The sequence below is a fragment of the Rhodococcus sp. UNC363MFTsu5.1 genome (assembly GCF_000686785.1).
GTDB classification, from domain to species: domain Bacteria; phylum Actinomycetota; class Actinomycetes; order Mycobacteriales; family Mycobacteriaceae; genus Rhodococcus_G; species Rhodococcus_G maanshanensis.
Genome location: NZ_JMLO01000006.1, coordinates 65418 through 83531, shown reverse-complemented (window position 1 = coordinate 83531; position 18114 = coordinate 65418). Strand labels below are relative to the sequence as shown.

14 protein-coding genes are annotated in these 18114 nt (G+C 70.1%); 9 read left to right on the top strand and 5 right to left on the bottom strand.

Going from position 1 to position 18114, the window contains the following annotated elements; translation table 11 throughout:
• Positions 1 to 30: 30 nt before the first annotated feature.
• Positions 31 to 1017, bottom strand: coding sequence for an AurF N-oxygenase family protein (locus BR31_RS0110150; RefSeq protein WP_027500858.1), 987 nt, complete (start codon positions 1015 to 1017; stop codon positions 31 to 33).
• A 245-nt stretch (positions 1018 to 1262) separates the two neighbouring features.
• Between BR31_RS0110150 and BR31_RS0110145 the strand changes: the two genes are divergently transcribed.
• Complete coding sequence (locus tag BR31_RS0110145; RefSeq protein ID WP_027500857.1) at positions 1263 to 2072, top strand: FAD:protein FMN transferase; 810 nt, start codon at positions 1263 to 1265, stop codon at positions 2070 to 2072.
• A gap of 15 nt (positions 2073 to 2087) precedes the next feature.
• Here the strand turns inward: BR31_RS0110145 and pgi are convergent, their stop codons facing one another.
• A complete protein-coding gene (gene pgi, locus BR31_RS0110140; RefSeq protein WP_027500856.1) occupies positions 2088 to 3737 on the bottom strand; it encodes a glucose-6-phosphate isomerase in 1650 nt (549 codons plus the stop codon).
• A gap of 184 nt (positions 3738 to 3921) precedes the next feature.
• On the opposite strand from pgi, the gene BR31_RS0110135 reads away from it, so the two are divergent.
• On the top strand, positions 3922 to 5373 hold the full coding sequence (locus tag BR31_RS0110135; RefSeq protein WP_027500855.1) for an NAD-dependent succinate-semialdehyde dehydrogenase: 1452 nt from the start codon (positions 3922 to 3924) through the stop codon (positions 5371 to 5373).
• 144 nt (positions 5374 to 5517) lie between these two features.
• A complete protein-coding gene (locus tag BR31_RS0110130; RefSeq protein WP_027500854.1) occupies positions 5518 to 6441 on the top strand; it encodes an esterase/lipase family protein in 924 nt (307 codons plus the stop codon).
• Positions 6442 to 6499: 58 nt separating this feature from the next.
• Here BR31_RS0110130 and BR31_RS0110125 read toward each other — a convergent pair whose 3' ends face one another.
• Positions 6500 to 6808 carry a chorismate mutase gene (locus BR31_RS0110125; RefSeq protein WP_027500853.1) on the bottom strand — a complete coding sequence of 103 codons (309 nt, stop codon included), beginning with the start codon at positions 6806 to 6808 and terminating at the stop codon, positions 6500 to 6502.
• 127 nt (positions 6809 to 6935) lie between these two features.
• Here BR31_RS0110125 and pcrA point away from each other — a divergent pair, with 127 nt between their 5' ends.
• Entirely contained in the window at positions 6936 to 9392 is a 2457-nt protein-coding gene (pcrA, locus tag BR31_RS0110120) for a DNA helicase PcrA (protein WP_027500852.1), read from the top strand.
• A 23-nt stretch (positions 9393 to 9415) separates the two neighbouring features.
• Here the strand turns inward: pcrA and BR31_RS0110115 are convergent, their stop codons facing one another.
• A complete protein-coding gene (locus tag BR31_RS0110115; protein ID WP_027500851.1) occupies positions 9416 to 9814 on the bottom strand; it encodes a hypothetical protein in 399 nt (132 codons plus the stop codon).
• Positions 9815 to 9914: 100 nt separating this feature from the next.
• Positions 9915 to 10988 (bottom strand): M23 family metallopeptidase, encoded by a 1074-nt coding sequence (locus BR31_RS0110110; protein ID WP_027500850.1) that lies wholly within the window; start codon positions 10986 to 10988, stop codon positions 9915 to 9917.
• Positions 10989 to 11219: 231 nt separating this feature from the next.
• On the opposite strand from BR31_RS0110110, the gene BR31_RS0110105 reads away from it, so the two are divergent.
• The 5 genes from BR31_RS0110105 to BR31_RS0110085 all read left to right on the top strand — a co-directional run bounded on the left by BR31_RS0110105 (position 11220) and on the right by BR31_RS0110085 (position 18102).
• The gene (locus tag BR31_RS0110105) at positions 11220 to 13106 is read left to right on the top strand and encodes a hypothetical protein (protein ID WP_156042431.1); all 1887 of its coding nucleotides are present in this window, start codon (positions 11220 to 11222) and stop codon (positions 13104 to 13106) included.
• A gap of 145 nt (positions 13107 to 13251) precedes the next feature.
• Positions 13252 to 14421, top strand: coding sequence for an ADP-forming succinate--CoA ligase subunit beta (gene sucC / locus BR31_RS0110100; RefSeq protein WP_027500848.1), 1170 nt, complete (start codon positions 13252 to 13254; stop codon positions 14419 to 14421).
• Positions 14422 to 14434: 13 nt separating this feature from the next.
• On the top strand, positions 14435 to 15349 hold the full coding sequence (sucD, locus tag BR31_RS0110095; protein WP_027500847.1) for a succinate--CoA ligase subunit alpha: 915 nt from the start codon (positions 14435 to 14437) through the stop codon (positions 15347 to 15349).
• A gap of 198 nt (positions 15350 to 15547) precedes the next feature.
• Positions 15548 to 16480, top strand: coding sequence for a DUF5336 domain-containing protein (locus BR31_RS0110090; RefSeq protein WP_027500846.1), 933 nt, complete (start codon positions 15548 to 15550; stop codon positions 16478 to 16480).
• Between the two features lie 107 nt (positions 16481 to 16587).
• A complete protein-coding gene (locus tag BR31_RS0110085) occupies positions 16588 to 18102 on the top strand; it encodes a cell division protein PerM (RefSeq protein ID WP_231496430.1) in 1515 nt (504 codons plus the stop codon).
• Positions 18103 to 18114 lie beyond the last annotated feature (12 nt).

Genomic DNA, 18114 nt, shown 5'->3' with positions numbered 1-18114 from the left:
GGCGAAACGACTTCCGATCCGGGGGTCTGGTCAGGCGGCGCTGCGGACCGGCTCGCTGCGGTAGCGCGAGCTCTTGCCGTCGATCTTCAGGCCCTTCCAGACCAGGCGGGATGCGGGGTTCATCAGTCCGCTGTCGGTGGCGAGCATCCGCACGTCCGCGAAGTAGTCGCGCAGGGTCTGGCGCGCCTCGGGGGTGCTCCAGAACAGGTCCTTCTTGACCTGCTTCGGGATGTCGAACTCGCGCCAGAACTGCTTCGGCGGGATCACGATGACGTCGCACAGGATGCGCATGATGATCGGCATCGCCAGCGAGGCGAAGAACCGTCCCACCTTCGACATCTTCGGGACGCGCCGACGCAGGAACTGGTGCGCGAACGAGATGTGCCTGGCCTCCTCGGCGACGTGAATCGCCATGACACCCTTCATGATCGGGTGGATGACACCGTCCTCACGCAGGACGGCCTTCTGGATGTGGTCGATCGGTTCCTCGCCGGCGAGGACGCCCATGAAGAAGATCACCGGCAGCGTCGAGCCTGCCAGCGGGAGGAACGGCGAGACGAAGCGCATCAGCGGCCCCATGCCGGGGGTGTCCTTGCCGATCCGGTTGACCATCTCCTGGAACATCAGGGTGTGGTTGCACTCCTCGATGGTCTCGTGGGTGCAGTACCGGGCCTCGGGGGATCCGTTCTCCAGCGAGAAGACGTACTGCATCATCCCGCGGATCAGGATGTTCTCGAACTGCAGGCCGACCTTGGCGACATTGGCCTGACGCCACATGCCGATCTCGATCTGCTTGTCCAGGGGCAGCGACTGGTACCACGGGTGGCTGCCGAGCGGGTCGCTCTCCTTCTGGAGGACCCACCTGGGGTCGTTCGGGATCACCGCGAACTCGGGGGAATCCCAGTCGATGTCCTCGAAGGGATCGAAGTGCTTGTGCACCGACGCTTCCGACAGCATCGTCAGGGACTCGTCGTACCTGGCCTGATCGGATCGATCGGTCGCTGTCGTCAGTGTCATGGCTACTCCCGCTGTCGCTGTCGTTGCTGAGGCGATCGCGCACGGCATCGTCTCTTCGGTGCGGCGTACCGGCCGCGGTGTCTCGATGTTCAGGTAACTGTAACCGTGAGTCGCATGCAAATCCAGGCCTTTGGCCAATTCGACGGCGGCACCGGGGAAGATTCGCTCAGTCGCTGCTCAGAAACCTGGCGCATACTGGTTTAAGCAGACTCGCCGCGTCGGCGGCCCATCCGTGGAGCACGATCATGGTTCCGAGCATGCAGTGGCGCACCTGGGGCAGTGAGGTGGAGATCCAGGTGACCGAGGGGGCCGCGCTCGACGCTGCGGCCGATATCGCAGCCGCCACGCTCACCGACGTCCGCGCCGCCTGCGACCTCACCCGCGGCGACGCCGAGATCCATGCCGTCAATCTCTCCCAGGGCATGCCGGTCAAGATCAGCCGCCGCCTCACCGCACTGATCCGGGCCGCGTTGTGGGCGGCCCGGATGACCGGGGGTGCCGTCGACCCGCTCTCCCACGACACGGCCGACCCGCGCAGGGTGCCCCCCATCCATCCCGAGGGCACGTTCGAGGACGTGCGGCTGGACTCCGACACGGTTTTCGCCCCGTTCGGGGTCTACCTCGACATCACCGACACCGCGAAGGCAGGCATCGCGGATCGGGTGGCCCACACTGCCGCGGGGGCACTCGAATGCGGTGTCCTGATGCGGATCGGTGACACCATCTCGACGGCCGGGCACTGCCCGATCGGGGGATGGCAGGTGGAGATCGGGGCCGGCGCGCCGATCGAGGTCCTCACCGGGAAGGCGCTGTCCTCAGCACGTCCCGCCGTGCGGGCGGAGTGGGATGCCGACGGCGGACTGGACGGCGTCACGGTGATCACCGAGGACAGCCTGTGGGCCTATGCGGCGGCGGCCGCCGCGGTGAGCCGGGGAGTGGCCGCGCTGCGCTGGCTCGACGAGAACGAACTCGCCGCCCGCGTCGCGTACCGACGGGGTGCGGTGCGCACCACCGACGCGTGGGCGCACCTGCTGCCCCACGGGCACGTCGCCTAGGCGCGCCGGGAGTACTCAGACCGCGCGGCCCCGCCTGCTGCGATACCACCGCACCAGGGTGTCGGTGGACGAATCGGCTTGCTCCGCAGGGGCTTCGGGGTTGGTGAGGATCGGGCCGAGCTCGAGTGCCTGGGTCTTGCCCAGTTCGACGCCCCACTGGTCGAAGGAATCGATGCCGAACACGACGCCCTCGACGAAGACCTGGTGTTCGTACAGCGCGATCAGCTGGCCGAGCGCCGAGGGGGTGATCCGGGGCGCGAGGATGGTCGTCGACGGCCGGTTGCCCGGCATCACCTTGTGCGGCACCAGTTCCGGTGCGGTGCCCTCCGCCGCGATCTCCTCCGCGGTCTTTCCGAACGCCAGGACCTTGGTCTGGGCGAACAGATTGCTCATCAGGATGTCGTGCATGCTGCCGGTGCCGTCGAGCGTCGGCAGGTCATCGGTCGGCTCGGCGAACCCGATGAAGTCGGCGGGGGAGAGCCGGGTGCCCTGGTGCAGCAACTGGTAGAAGGCGTGCTGGCCGTTGGTGCCCGGCTCGCCCCAGAAGATCTCGCCGGTCGGGGTGGTCACCGGCGACCCGTCGGCGCGCACCGACTTGCCGTTCGACTCCATGGTGAGCTGCTGCAGGTAGGCCGCGAACCGGCCGAGGTCGTTGGAATAGGGCAGTACCGCACGCGAATCCGAGTCGAAGAAGCTCGAGTACCAGAGGCCGATGAGGCCGAGCAGTACCGGCGCGTTGTCCTCGAGCGGGGCGGTCGCGAAGTGCCGGTCGATGGTGTGGAAGCCCTCGAGGAACTCGCCGAACCCCTCCTTGCCGATCACGCACATCAGCGACAGCCCGATGGCCGAGTCCACGGAGTAACGTCCGCCGACCCAGTCCCAGAAGCCGAACATGTTGTCGGTGTCGATACCGAAATCGGACACCCGCTCGGCGTGGGTCGACACGGCGACGAAGTGTTTGGCGACGGCGTCCTCGCCGAGGGCCGCGGTGAGCCAGCGCCTGGCCGCCGTTGCGTTGGTGAGGGTCTCGAGGGTGGAGAAGGTCTTCGAGGCGACGATGAAGAGCGTGGTCGCCGGGTCGAGACCGGCCAGCTTGCTCACCAGGTCGGAGGGGTCGATGTTGGAGACGAACCGGGCCGCGATGCCCGCGTCCGCGTAGTGCCGCAGCGCTCGGTACGCCATCACCGGACCCAGATCGGAACCGCCGATGCCGATGTTGACCACGGTCGTGATGCGCTCGCCGGTCGCCCCGCGCCACTCGCCCGAGCGGAGTCGATCGGTGAAGTGCCCCATCCGTTCGAGCACCTCGTGTACGTCGGCGACCACGTCCTGGCCGTCGACCACCAGGGTCGCGTCGGCGGGCAGTCGCAGCGCCGTGTGCAGGACGGCGCGGTCCTCGGAGGTGTTGATGTGATCGCCCCGGAACATCGCGTCCCGCCGCTCCTCGACCCCTGCCGCGCGGGCCAGCTCGATCAGCAGTCGCAGGGTCTCGCGCTCGACCCGGTGCTTGCTGTAGTCGATGTAGAGATCGCCTGCCGTCACCGTGAGCTCGATGCCGCGCTTGGGATCCTCGGCGAAGATCTCGCGCAGGTGCCGCGTCCCGACCTGGTCGTGGTGCGCGCGAAGCTCCTGCCAGGCGGCGGTGGCGGTGATGTCGAGACTCATACGTCGAGACTAGTGGGGGAGAACCGGCGGCGCTCAGCGCTTCCCGGTGCGGGCGCTCCTTGATCGATCGTGTCCGGCGGTTCGCCGAGTGTGCACCTACAGGCGGGACCACTCGGGCGACGCGACGGAAGCTGCACACTCGACGGGGCCTTCCATTACGCGCGTGGGCGGGCAGTATGGAGCCATGGACGAGCGAACTCTGATCGAGTCGGTTCCGACGAAGCTCTGGATCGGCGGAAAACAGGTGGACGCGGAGAGCGGCGCGACGTTCACGGTGGTCAACCCCGCGACCGGCGAGCCGCTCGCCGAGGTCGCGGACGCAGGCCCCGCCGACGGCCTGCTTGCGCTCGATGCGGCGGCGGCCGCCCAGCGCGAGTGGGCGGCCACCCCGGCGCGCAAACGCGGCGAGATCCTGCGGTCGGTGTTCGAGGCGATCACCGCCCGCGCCGACGACTTCGCCCTGCTGATGACGCTGGAGATGGGCAAGGTGCTGGCCGAGAGCAAGGGCGAGGTGGCCTATGGCGCCGAGTTCTTCCGCTGGTTCAGCGAGGAGGCGGTGCGGATCGCAGGCCGCTACACCAACGCGCCCGCCGGCACCGGCCGGATCCTGGTCGGCAAGGCCCCGGTCGGGCCGTGTTTGGCGATCACCCCGTGGAACTTCCCGCTGGCGATGGGGACCCGCAAGATCGGGCCCGCCCTCGCCGCCGGCTGCACGATGATCGTCAAGCCCGCAGCCGAGACGCCGCTGACCATGCTGTTGCTCGGACAGCTCATCGCCGACGCCGGGCTGCCCGACGGCGTCCTGTCGGTACTGCCGACCTCGAACGCGAGCGCGCTGACCGGACCGCTGATCGACGATCCGCGGCTGCGCAAGCTCACGTTCACCGGGTCGACCGGGGTCGGGCGCAAGCTGATCGAGCAGTCCGCGAAGGGGCTGCTGCGCACCTCGATGGAGCTCGGCGGGAACGCGCCCTTCGTCGTGTTCGACGACGCCGACCTGGACGCCGCGGTGGACGGGGCGATGCTGGCCAAGCTGCGCAACGGCGGCGAGGCCTGCACCGCGGCGAACCGATTCCACGTGCAGAACTCGGTCCGCGAGGAGTTCGCCGCCAGGCTGACCGAGCGGATGCGTGCGATGACTCTCGGACCGGGCACCGACCCGGATTCGAAGCTCGGGCCCCTGATCAACCCCGCTCAGCTCGAGACCGTCAGCGAGCTGGTGCGCGACGCGGTCGCGGTGGGGGCGCAGGTGCGACTCGGCGGCCAGGCGCCGGGCGGGCCGGGCTACTTCTACCCGGCGACGGTGCTGGCGGACGTGCCCGTCGAGGCCCGCATCCTGCGCGAGGAGGTGTTCGGTCCGGTCGCCGCGATCGCCGGGTTCGACACCGAGGAGGAGGGCATCGCCGCCGCCAACGACACCGAGTACGGACTGGCCGCCTACATCTACACGCAGAGCCTGGATCGGGCGCTGCGGGTGGCGGAGGCGCTCGAGACCGGGATGGTCGGCGTGAACAGGGGCGTGATCTCGGACGCCGCCGCGCCGTTCGGGGGCGTCAAGTCCTCCGGGTTCGGGCGCGAGGGCGGCAGCGAGGGCATCGAGGAGTACCTGGAGACCAAGTACATCGCCCTGCAGTGACGCGCCGTCTGGGTCGGTGAACTGGGCCGCCAATTACTCCCGATACGGCCTCTGGCGCCGCGCCGTGCCGGATAGGCTGTCGCGAAACGTCGGCAAATTGGGGGGATCGTGCGACGGAGGCTGTATCGGCGCGCGCCGGGATCGATGCTGGTGATGGTGGTTCTCGCCGCCCTCTGGACCGCGGCGGGTGGTACCGCGCGGGCCGAGTTGCCGGTGGACTACAACCTCTTTGCGGGCATCCCGCACGAGCTCGCGAATCCCGGTGGTTCGCTGCCCGGTTCCAACGACTGGTCCTGCAAACCCTCCGCGGCACATCCGAATCCGGTGGTGCTCGTGCACGGCACAGCCGCCAGCGCGCAGACGAACTGGGGCGCGTTCGTCCCAGTTCTTGCCAACGAGGGCTACTGCGTCTTCGCGCTCAACTACGGCGCATTGGACGTGCCCTGGCCGCTCTCGGCGATGGGCGGTATGCGACCCATGGACGAAAGTGCAGGCGAGCTGGCGGCTTTCGTCGACCGCGTGCGCGGCGCGACGGGGGCGGCGCGGGTGGATCTGGTCAGCCACTCGCAGGGCAGCGTCGTCGGCAACTACTTCGTCAAGCGCCTGGACGGTGCGGGCAAGGTGGACAAGTTCGTGTCCATCGGCGGACCCTGGCTGGGCCCGTGGGGCGACCAGATGGAACTGTGGCGCGGGATCGGGCGGCAGCTGGGCGTCGAGCCCGATGTCCTGGACAGCATGGTCTCCGCGGGAGTCTGCGTCGCCTGTTCGCAGCTGGTAGGCGGTTCGGAGTTCATGCGGGAGCTGAACGCCGACGGCGTGTACGCCCCGGGCGTCGCCTACACGAACATCGCCACCGTGTACGACGAGATCGCCTACCCGTACACGAGCGGCCTGGTGGCCGCGCCCAACGCGGTGAACATCGTGGTGCAGGACGGTTGCCCGACCGATTTCTCCGAGCATCTGGCGATCGCGGGCAGCCCGCGGACGGCGGGCTTCGTGCTCAATGCGCTCGATCCGGCGCATCAGCGGCCGGTGGTCTGCGAGTTCATCCCGCCTGTCACCGGGTAGCCCGGTCGTCGGCGACGATCGAGGGGCCTCTCGAGCCCGCCGAATCGAGAGAAGCGCCCTACTCGAGCGAGCCGGTGCCGCCGAGGCGGCCGCGGCCGAGGCGCAGCAGCAGCATCGCCAGGGTGTGGCCCTCCTGGCCGAGGTCGCTGAAGCGCTCGAGAACCTTCATCTCGCGGCTGTGCACGAGGCGCGGGCCGCCGGAGGCCATCCGGGTGCGGCCGATGATCTGGGAGACCTCGCTGCGGCGCTTGATCGCGGCGAGGATCTCGGCGTCCAGTCGGTCGATCTCCAGTCGGAGCTCCTCGATCTCGGCCTCGCTGGTGGGGAGGTCGGGATCGGTGGCATCCGATGGAACTGAGCCGCCCATGTGTGTTTCTCCTCGTGTCAGATCAGGAATCACAGTTTGCCACGGGCGCGAGGGGCTGACCATCGCCGGGGCGGCGGGCCGGTCCGGGGGCGCCGCTGTCGGTGCGCGGCGGTAGCGTTGACAGACGATGAACACATTCTCAGCAGCAGCTCACGCGGGTACCCGCACCCCTTCGGCGGCCCTCCTCGAGGGGCTCAACCCGCAGCAGCGCGAGGCGGTGGTGCATGCCGGTTCGCCGCTGCTGATCGTGGCGGGCGCGGGCTCGGGGAAGACGGCCGTGCTGACCCGTCGGATCGCGTATCTGCTCGCCGAGCGGGACGTCGCGCCAGGGCAGGTCCTGGCGATCACGTTCACCAACAAGGCCGCCGCGGAGATGCGCGAGCGCGTGGCGCACCTCGTCGGGCCCCGGGCCAACAACATGTGGGTCTCGACGTTCCACTCGAGCTGTGTGCGGATCCTGCGGATGCAGGCCGCGCTGCTGCCGGGACTGAACTCGAACTTCACGATCTACGACGCCGACGATTCGCGCCGGCTGCTGACGATGATCTCGAAGGACCTCGAGATCGACGCGAAGCGGTACTCCGCGCGACTGCTGGCCACCCACATCTCGAACCTGAAGAACGAGCTGATCGACCCGGAGCGGGCCGCGGCCGACGCCGACAAGGACCCGAACGAGCTGGTCCGGCTGGTCGCGAAGGTGTACGGGCACTACCAGGCCCGGCTGCGCGCGGCCAACGCGATGGACTTCGACGACCTGATCGGCGAGACCGTCGCGCTGCTGCAGAACTTCCCGCAGGTGGCCGAGTACTACCGGCGCCGGTTCCGGCACGTGCTGGTCGACGAGTACCAGGACACCAACCACGCGCAGTACGTGCTGGTGCGCGAGCTGGTCGGCGGAATCGCGGACAGCGCGTCCCTCGTCCCGCCTGCCGAGCTGTGCGTGGTCGGCGACGCGGACCAGTCGATCTATGCGTTCCGCGGCGCCACCATCCGCAACATCGAGGAGTTCGAGCGGGACTACCCGGACGCCCGCACCATCCTGCTCGAGCAGAACTACCGATCCACCCAGAACATCCTGTCGGCCGCGAACGCGGTGATCTCCCGCAACACCGGCAGGCGCGAGAAGCGGCTGTGGACCGACTCCGGCGAGGGGGAGTTGATCACCGGCTACGTCGCCGACAACGAGCACGACGAGGCCTATTTCGTCGCCTCCGAGATCGACAAGCTGGTGGACGCGGGCGACGCGAAGTTCGGCGACGTCGCGGTGTTCTACCGCACCAACAACTCCTCCAGGGCGCTGGAGGAGATCTTCATCCGCCTCGGCCTGCCGTACAAGGTGGTCGGCGGCGTCCGGTTCTACGAGCGCAAGGAGGTTCGCGACGTGGTCGCCTACCTGCGGGTGCTGCAGAATCCCGACGACACCGTCAGCCTGCGCCGGATCCTCAACACCCCGCGCCGCGGCATCGGCGACCGTGCCGAGGCCTGCGTGGCCGTGCACTCGGAGCAGCGTGGGGTCGGCTTCGCGCAGGCGCTGCGGGACGCGGCGGACGGCGTGGTGCCGCTGCTGAACACCCGCTCGCAGAAGGCGATCGTCGCGTTCCTCGAGATGATGGACGGCATCCGCGAGACGATGCAGCCCGACGACACCGGGCTGATCGACATCGGCGAGGTGGTCGAGGCCGTGCTCGACCGGACCGGCTACCGGGCCGAGCTCGAGGCGAGCAGCGATCCGCAGGACGGCGCACGACTGGACAACCTCAACGAGTTGGTCAGCGTGGCGCAGGAATTCAGCTCGGATGCGCGCAACGCCGCCGGCGTGGAGACGGAGATCGACGAGAGCCTCGAGGGCGCGCTCGCGGCGGCGTCCGAGGACGCGCTCGACCCCACCGAGGGCGAACCGGACCCGGGGTCGCTCGCCGCGTTCCTCGAGCGGGTGTCGCTGGTGGCCGATTCCGACCAGCTGCCCGACAACGGCGACGGCGTGGTGACCCTGATGACCCTGCACACCGCGAAGGGCCTCGAGTTCCCCGTGGTGTTCGTGACCGGCTGGGAGGACGGCCAGTTCCCGCACATGCGCGCGCTCGGTGACCCGGCCGAGCTGTCCGAGGAACGCAGGCTGGCCTACGTCGGCATCACCAGGGCCCGGCATCGGCTGTACCTCACCCGCGCGGTCATGCGCTCGGCGTGGGGGCAGCCGATCACGAACCCGGAATCACGATTCCTGCAGGAGATCCCGTCGGACCTGCTGCACTGGCGGCGGGAGGACCCGGGTACCGGCGCCGGTGGTGCGATCGGTGGCGGGCGTCCCCGCGGCGGCCAGGGCTACGGCGGCGGTGGCGGCTTCGGTGCCGGTCAGGGCTACGGCGGATCGGGCAACGCCACACCGAGCTTCGGTGCCGCCCGAGCGCGCAACAACCACCTGGTGCTCGCCGTCGGCGATCGCGTCAGCCACGACAAGTACGGTCTCGGAACGGTATTGGAGACCAAGGGCAGCGGGCCGACGGCGACGGTCACCGTCGACTTCGGCTCGGCGGGCAAGGTGCGGCTGATGCTCATCGGCGGAGTCCCGATGGTCAAGCTCTAGCCCGATGGTCAAGCTCTAGGACGCTACGAGGAACTCCCGAGCGGCGACGGGACGGCGTCGAACTCCAGCGTGGTCGTGGCCGGGTCGCCGCCGGGCGCGTCGAAGGTGAAGACCGCGACGTACCGCCCCGGCTCGTTGACCCGGGTGGCCACGGTCGCCCCGCCCAGCGTCAGCGGGACGGTGAGAGTCCGGTCGTCGCCGTCCGGTTCGGTGATGTGGACGAGAACCGGGGTGGTCGAGTCCGCGCCCGCCGGGACCGGGCTGACGGCCATGGCGAGCGTCACCAGGTTGTCCGAGTACACGGTCCCGATCGGCGGGAGGGCGGTGATCTGGTAGGTGGCGGCCGATGCGGCCGGCGCCAATGCGAGCGAGACTGCGCCTGCGAGTGCGGCGACGACGACTGACCCTCGGGAGTAGTTCACGCGAACCCCTTGCTACGTAGACGTCAACGGAGTCTGGCGAACCGAAGGCTAATGCAGACGGTGCCGTTCCGCCGGACGAATGCCGGGGTGGGGTTCGTTCCTAGTCGCGCTCGACGCCGAGGCTGATGCCGCGGGTCGCGAGCCAGGGGAGTGGATCGATCTTGTTCTCGCCGCCCAGGTGCACCTCGAAGTGCAGGTGCGGGCCGGTGGAGAAGCCGCGGTTGCCCATCCGTGCGATCTGATCGCCCGCCATGACCTTCTGACCGACCGAGACGTTGGACGAGTCGATGTGGCCGTAGACGGTGACGGTGCCGTCGGCGTGCCGCAGCCGCACCCACATGCCGAAGCCCTGCGCGGGCCCGGAGTCGATGACCTCGCCGTCGGCGACCGCGTAGATCGGGGTGCCGATGGCGTTCGCGATGTCGACGCCCGCGTGCAGCGTGCCCCACCGGGCGCCGTAGCCGGAGGTGTAGGCGCCGACGGCGGGCAGTACGAAGAGCGGGCGACGGGCGGCGGCCTCGCGGGCGGCACGCTCCTCGCTGAACCGCTGGCCCTTGGCGAGCAGGTTCGAGAACTGGCTGAGATCCGTCGGTGCCGCGATGTTGAGGACCTGCGGAGCCTGCGAACCGGTGTTCGCGGCCGTGTCGGCGGCGAACTGGGCGGCCTGCGGCTCGGCGGTCGCGGCGGTGCTCGAGGAGCTCTCGTCCGCGGCCAGGTTGAGCTCGGCGGTATCGGTGCTGCTGGGGCCGTTCAGGCTGGCCTGCCCCGCGGCGACGACGGCGCCTGCGGCGACCGCGATGACTGCGGCGCGACCCTTGAGGGCGGTGGGGGGAGTGGGGATCCGGTGCGCTCCACCGCGGCGAGCGGGAGCTGCGAGGTCCGAATCGAAAGAGGGGTCGAGCTGGTCGAGCGAGGTGGAGCGGTAGGTCGTCGAACGCGGTGTTCCCAGATTCGCGGATCCGATGTAACGATCCGGCACGCGCTGCGAATAAGTCTGCGTGGTCTCGTTGTCGCCGAAGTAGTCGAAGCTCGATCTACTGGGTTCGACCTGTACCTGGTGGCGAGTCTCTACCGCGTGACCTGCGGGAATCGAGTAGACCGTGGTTGCGGCCTCGTTGACCTGCTCCTGCGGGGCGTACTGGCTGGGCTGGAAGGGTGCGCGATGCCTGGACAACTTGCCGCCTTCCTGTTCGTGATCTGTCTGTGACTTTGACCCCAGCGACGGTAACGAAACGGTTGCGAGCGCCGCAACTCCTAGCGCCATCTGGTTGGGATATGTGAGATGCATCACAGAGTGATCACGGCCGGGCCTGGGAATACGCCGGAACGCGGGTGTAACGCGGCGAGCCGGATTCTTGTGAAGTTCGGTCGAGATCGACGCCGATGACCCGTTAGCGTCGTCCGCGTGGCGCCCTCACCCGATCTCAGAACCAGTTCTCGGGCCCAGCCCGAACGCATCGACGCCAGGGACGGGTTCGACTCGTCCGAACCGTCGCGCAGTCCGGGTCCGGTCGCGATCGCGGCGGTCGCGCTCGCCCTGCTCGGTGTCGCCGCGACCGCGGTCGCCCCCGTGCTCGGCGTCGTCCGCCAGGAGACCGGGCCCGCCGTCGCCGCGGCCGCCGTCACGGCCGTCGTCTGTGCGGCGCTGGCGCCCGCATTGGCCGTGCTGGCCCTGGTGGGCCGCAGGCCCGCGGTCGCGGGCACGGTGTTGGCGGGTGCGGGCGGGGTCTCGCTCGGGCTGGTGGTGCTCGACCTCCAACTCCTCGACGACGCGATCAACGCGAACCGACTCGAACTGTTCCGACCGCTCACCGCCGCGTCACTCGATGCGGGATCCGGTGCCTACGCGATCCTCGCGGGGCACGTCCTCGCGGTGCTGGCCGGGCTGCTCGGGCTCGTCGCGGCGGCCAGGGCGTCGCACGCCGACGGCTACGGCCACTCCGACTACCCGGATCACGACGGTGCGGGCGTCGGCAGCCGGATCGGCGCCGGGCTCTCGATTCTCGCGGTGGCGGCCGCGGTGGTCCTCGCCGCGGCCCTCTTCGCGCCGCCGCTGAGATCGACGGACCCGGTGCTGCTCGTGCCCGCCGTCGTCGAGTCCGCGGCCCCGATGGCGTTGGGCGCGGGACTGATCGGGGTGGCGGTGCTGATCGTGGTCGCCGCCGCGCTGGCCGCGATCTCGCCGTTGGGCGCGGCGGGTGCCATCGTCGGGGCGGCGGTGGCGGCGCTCGGTGTGGTCGGGGTGCGACTGGTCGCGGGCCTGCTGGCGGGTGACGGCGTCTCGGTCGGTCCCGGCTCTGTGGTGGCGCTCGCCGCGTGCGCGGTGCTGATCGCGGTCGGCTGCGTGATCCCCGCCGCGGCCGCGGCCAGGGCGCGTCGCGGGCTGGCGCAACTCCTGGCGCAGTCCGCCGCCGCGGCCACGGCGCCTGCGGCCGCAGGCGGCTCCAAGTCCGCCGCCCGCGCGAGGGCGGCCGCGGCCGAACGGGCCAGGGTCGGACGCTGGCACGTCGCCACCGCCGTGGTCGGGATCTCGGCCGGGCTGCTCGGCGCGGTCGGGGCGCTCCTGCCCGTGTTGTCGGTCCCGGCCGGGGTGCCCGAGCCGCGGATCCTGGCGACGAGGGTGGTGCTGCTGGCGGGGGTGGTGCTCGTGATCGCCTGCGTCTGGTTGCTGCTCTCGGAGTTCGCGGCCCTGGTGCGCCCCGCGGTCGGGGTGCTGTGGGCGGCCCAGGTGATGGCGGTCGCCGCGGCGCTGCAGGCGCTGGTGGTCGCGGGCGACCTGCCGGGTGTCGGACCCGGCCCCGGCGCGGCGCTGCTCGCCGTGTCCACCGTCGCGGCGGCCGCGACCGGACTCCTCGCGCTCTGTGCCGGGTCGGCGGAGCGCGACGGCATCGACACCTCGGTCGACGTGCCAGTCCGGCTGCCGGTGCTGATCGTCGGGTCGGTCGCGGCGCTCGCGTCGGTGGCCGCCCTCGGTCTGCCGCTGTATCGCGGTGTCGACTTCGGCCCCGACTCGTTCGCGCACTGGCCGTGGGGCTGGGATCTGTGGGGCCGCGCGCTCTTGGCGGTCGTCATCGTGGCGGCCGTGTTGGTCGCCGCGCGGTCGAGGGCGGCGCGGGGCGCGTCCCTGATGATCGGCGCGGTGACCGGAATGTCCGTATACCTGATGGGGTGGCCGCTGACACGCGCCCGGGTGGCGGAGCCGGCGATGGGCGCGGGGGCGGTCTGCGGGCTCGTCGCGGTGGCGTTGCTCGCGGTGACCGCTTTCATGGTGGTTCGTCGAAATCGCCGGTGAGCTGACGCTCACGCCCCCTTGCGCCGTGAGATATGCCACATAGCATCAATGCGGTCGATAGACGATTGATTCAACTAGATAAGGTCCCGAACGGACCCGCTCCTACCCCTCGAGCGGGCGTCAACGCAGACGAGACGGTGAGCAGATGGATCTCTTCGAATACCAGGCGAAGGAACTCTTCGCCAAGCACGGCGTGCCCACGTCGGCGGGCCGTGTTACCGACACTGTCGCCGGCGCACGCGAGATTGCCGAGGAAATCGGCAAGCCCGTGATGATCAAGGCACAGGTCAAGGTCGGAGGCCGCGGCAAGGCCGGCGGCGTGAAGTACTCCGCCGACGTCGACGCGGCCGTCGCGAACGCCGAGTCCATCCTCGGGCTCGACATCAAGGGCCATGTCGTCAAGAAGCTGCTGGTCGCAGAGGCGAGCGACATCGCCGAGGAGTACTACATCTCCTTCCTGCTGGACCGGACGAACCGCACCTACCTGGCCATGTGCTCGGTCGAGGGTGGCGTCGAGATCGAGGTCACCGCCGAGGAGAACCCCGACGCCCTCGCGAAGATCCCGGTGGACGCCGTCAAGGGTGTCGACCTCGCGTTCGCGCGCAGCATCGCCGAGGCGGGCAAGCTCCCGGCCGAGGTGCTCGACGCCGCGGCCGTGACCATCCAGAAGCTCTGGGAGGTCTTCATCAAGGAGGACGCGCTCCTCGTCGAGGTCAACCCCCTCGTGCGCACCCCCGACGACCAGATCCTGGCCCTCGACGGCAAGGTCACCCTGGACGAGAACGCCGGCTTCCGTCAGCCCGGCCACGAGGCCTTCGAGGACCGGGACGCCACCGATCCCCTCGAGCTCAAGGCCAAGGAGAACGACCTCAACTACGTCAAGCTCGACGGCTCCGTCGGCATCATCGGCAACGGCGCGGGTCTGGTCATGTCCACCCTCGACGTCGTCGCGTACGCGGGTGAGAAGCACGGCAACGTCAAGCCGGCCAACTTCCTCGACATCGGTGGCGGCGCCTCGGCGGCCGTCATGGCAGCCGGCCTCGATGTCATCCTGAACGACGCCCAGGTCAAGAGCGTTTTCGTCAACGTCTTCGGCGGCATCACCGCCTGTGACGCGGTCGCCAACGGCATCGTCGGCGCCCTGCAGACCCTTGGCGACGAGGCCAACAAGCCGCTCGTCGTGCGCCTGGACGGCAACAACGTCGAAGAGGGCCGCCGCATCCTCGCCGAGGCCAACCACCCGCTGGTGACGGTCGTCGCCACCATGGACGAGGCCGCCGACAAGGCCGCCGAGCTCGCCTTCGCAGCGAAGTAAAGGGACTAGAACAATGGCAATCTTCCTGACCAAGGACTCCAAGGTCATCGTCCAGGGCATCACCGGCGGCGAGGGCACCAAGCACACCGCCCTCATGCTCAAGGCGGGCACCCAGGTCGTCGGCGGCGTCAACGCCCGCAAGGCCGGCACCACCGTCTCGCACACCGCCGCCGACGGTTCCGCCGTCGAGCTGCCGGTCTTCGCGACCGTCGCCGAGGCCATGGAGAAGACCGGCGCGGACGTCTCCATCGCGTTCGTCCCCCCGGCCTTCTCCAAGGACGCCATCGTCGAGGCCATCGATGCGGAGATCCCGCTCCTCGTGGTCATCACCGAGGGCATCCCGGTGCAGGACTCCGCGTTCGCGTGGGCCTACAACGTCGAGAAGGGCAACAAGACCCGGATCATCGGCCCCAACTGCCCCGGCATCATCACCCCGGGCGAGGCACTGGTCGGCATCACCCCGGCCAACATCTCCGGCAAGGGCCCGGTCGGCCTGGTCTCCAAGTCCGGCACCCTGACCTACCAGATGATGTTCGAGCTGCGTGAGTACGGCTTCTCGACCGCCATCGGCATCGGCGGCGACCCGGTCATCGGCACCACCCACATCGACGCCATCGAGGCGTTCGAGAAGGACCCCGAGACCAAGATCATCGTGATGATCGGCGAGATCGGCGGCGACGCCGAGGAGCGCGCGGCCGACTACATCAAGGCCAACGTCACCAAGCCGGTCGTCGGCTACGTGGCCGGCTTCACCGCCCCCGAGGGCAAGACCATGGGCCACGCAGGCGCCATCGTCTCCGGCTCCTCGGGCACCGCGCAGGCAAAGAAGGACGCCCTCGAGGCGGCAGGCGTCAAGGTCGGCAAGACGCCGTCCGAGACCGCCGCTCTCGCGCGCGAGATCCTGCAGAGCCTGGTCGTCGAGGCCTGAGTGAGCTGAGCGGCTGAGCGCCGCTCCTGACTCACCTTTCGAGGGGCACCTGCCCGCGCTCACCGCGCGGGAAGGTGCCCCTCGGCTTTTTCATCCGAGGGGCGGGCGCTGCGGGCTCAGGGTTCACACAGAGAAATGCGCTAGCGTTCATTGAGGAATTGACCAGTCGCACAATGCAGACCCTCCCTAGGAGATGTCATGACTTTCACGCCTGCAGGGTCCGGTTACGGTCCAGGCGAGCCGCCGTCCGGGGGACTCGGGTCGAAGGGCCTGCCCTTCCTGCTCACCCTCGGCGTCCTCGGGCTCTCCATCGTCAACTTCCTGCTCGGGTTCGCCCCGTTCGCGAAGGTGACCACTTTCGGTGACGAGACCCTGACACAGAGCTCCTTCGAGGCCGGTTACCCGATCCTGGCGCTGGCCTTCCTGCTCTTCGGTGGGCTGCTCGCTGGTCTGTCGCTGCTGCCCGAGCAGCCGTACAAGGGCGCGGCCGCGGCCGCGTCGGTGGTGGGATTCCTCATCGCGTTGTTCTTCATGTTCAGCCTGTCCGAGGGCGTCTCGCTGGCCATCGGCGGCATCATCGGCCTGATCCTGGCGTTCGTCCAGGCCGGGGTCGCGGTGGCGGTGCTGTTGTTCTCGCTGGGCATGCTCAAGGTGCCCGCTCCGAAGCCGGCCGGCTACGCGCCCCAGGGTTACCCGACGTACGGCCAGCCGCCGCAGGGGTACGGCCAGCAGCAGGCACCCGGCCAGCCCTACGGGCAGGCACCCCAGGGCTACGGCCAGCCGCCGCAGGCGCAGGGCCAGCCGCAGGGCCAGCCGCAGGCGCAGCCGGGCTACGGACAGTCGCAGCCCGGTTATGGTCAGCCGCAGCCCGGTTACGGTCAGCCACAGCCCGGTGGCTACGGCCAGCCGCAGGGCTACGCACCGCCCACCAACCCCTACGCCCCGCCCGCGCCTCAGCAGGGCTACGGCCAGGCGCCGCAGGGGTACGGCCAGCCGCAGCAGTCCGGCCCGCAGGACGCCCCGACGGGCCCCGCGCCGCAGTCGCCCGAGACGCAGGCACCCGCCGCGGACGACGGAACCGCCGCCCCGACCCAGGCCTTCGGATCGGCCCCGAAGCGGGACGCGGACTAGCGACACCCCCGCTCGACGCCCCCCGGTGAGCCGGGGGGCGTCGTCGTTTCGCGACCCGTCGGCGCGCCTGGCAGACCGCCCCGAACACAGATGTCACCCTCGAGGAGATGAGTTCCTTGCGCAGCAGCGACACCCTCCGCCGTCCGAGCAGGCGGCGGACACCGGCGGCACCGAGGCCGACGCCGAACCCCGAGCAGGTCCGCACCCTGCTCGCGGTGGCGTTGCGGCCCGCCCTTGTCGCGCTGGCGCTGATCGCCGCCTGCATCCTCGTGACGCTGGTCGCGGCGAACAGCGATCTCACCGGCACCAGCGGCGCTGTCGCGGCGAGCTGGCTGGCCGTGCACCAGGTGCAGCTCACCATCGGCGGCGCCTCGCTCGGCGTGCTGCCGTTGGTCCCCACGATCCTGATGATCTGGTCGGTCGCGCGCGGCTGCGCGCACGCCGTCACCGAGCAGACCCCGCGACACGAACAACTCTGGGTGCTCGGCGCCGCGCTCGCCGGCCCGTTGCTGGTCACCGCGCTGGCGTTGGCCGTGATCAAGGACGCGTCGTCGGTGATCGCGCTGGCCCCGCCCAACGCGCTGGCCGCCTTCGCCTGGGTGCTCGGCGTGCACCTGATCGGTGCAGGCATCGGGATGGGCAGCAAGCTGTGGCGCCCGATCTGCGCCCGCCTCGGCGTCCCGGAGTGGGTGCGCGCGTCGGCCAGGCCGGCCCTGAGGGCCGGGCTCGCCCTGCTGGCGTCCGGTGCGGCGCTGACCGCGGTGGCGCTGATCTCGTCGTGGGCCGAGGTCGGCGAGCTGCTCGAGGCCGGTGACGGCTTCGGCGGTGCGCTCGGCCTCACGCTGCTCTCGATCCTGTACCTGCCGAATCTCGCGGTCGGGAGCGCGGCGATGCTGGTCGGGTCGACCGCGCACATCGGCGAGGCGTCGCTGAGCGTGTTCACCGTCGTCGGCGGGCCGCTGCCTGCGCTGCCCCTGCTCGGCGCGGTGCCCGCCGGGCCGAGCGGCGGCGGCTGGCCCGCCCTGCTGCTGATCCCCGCCGTCCTCGGCGTGCAGCTCGGACGGGACTGCGCGCACCGCGCGGGCGGTCCGTCGGTGGCGGTGCGCAAGGTGCTGGTCGCGGCCGCCGCGGCGGCCCTTGCTCTGGGCCTGCTCGGTTTCGCCGCGGGCGGGGAGCTCGGTTCGTTCGGGACGGTCGGGGTGGACCTCGCCATGTTCACCGGGCTGTCCTTCGCCTGGCTCGCGGTGTTCGGGTCGCTGACCGCGCTGGTCGTGGCCAGGCGCGAGGGTGGCGGCCAGGAGCGGGAGCGGTCGAAGCCCGCCGATCAGCCCGAGCCGCCGCGGACCTACACGCTGGCCGCCCGAATGCTCGACCGCCCGGAGCCGCCGCCGGTGAAGGAGCTGCCTGAGGCCTCGTACATCGAGGGCGAGGTGGTGGTCGAGGCCGAGGTGGTCGATTCCGGCGGCGACCCGGCCGCGCAGGCGGGCGATCACGGGGTGGACGCCACCGACGCGGTGGACGCCGAGATCGACGACGCGGTGGTGGACGCCGAGGTGGCGGACGTCACGTCCGATCCGGCCGAAGCGGACCTGCCCGAGGGCACCCGGACCAGCAGCGACTAGGATTCTTCCCGG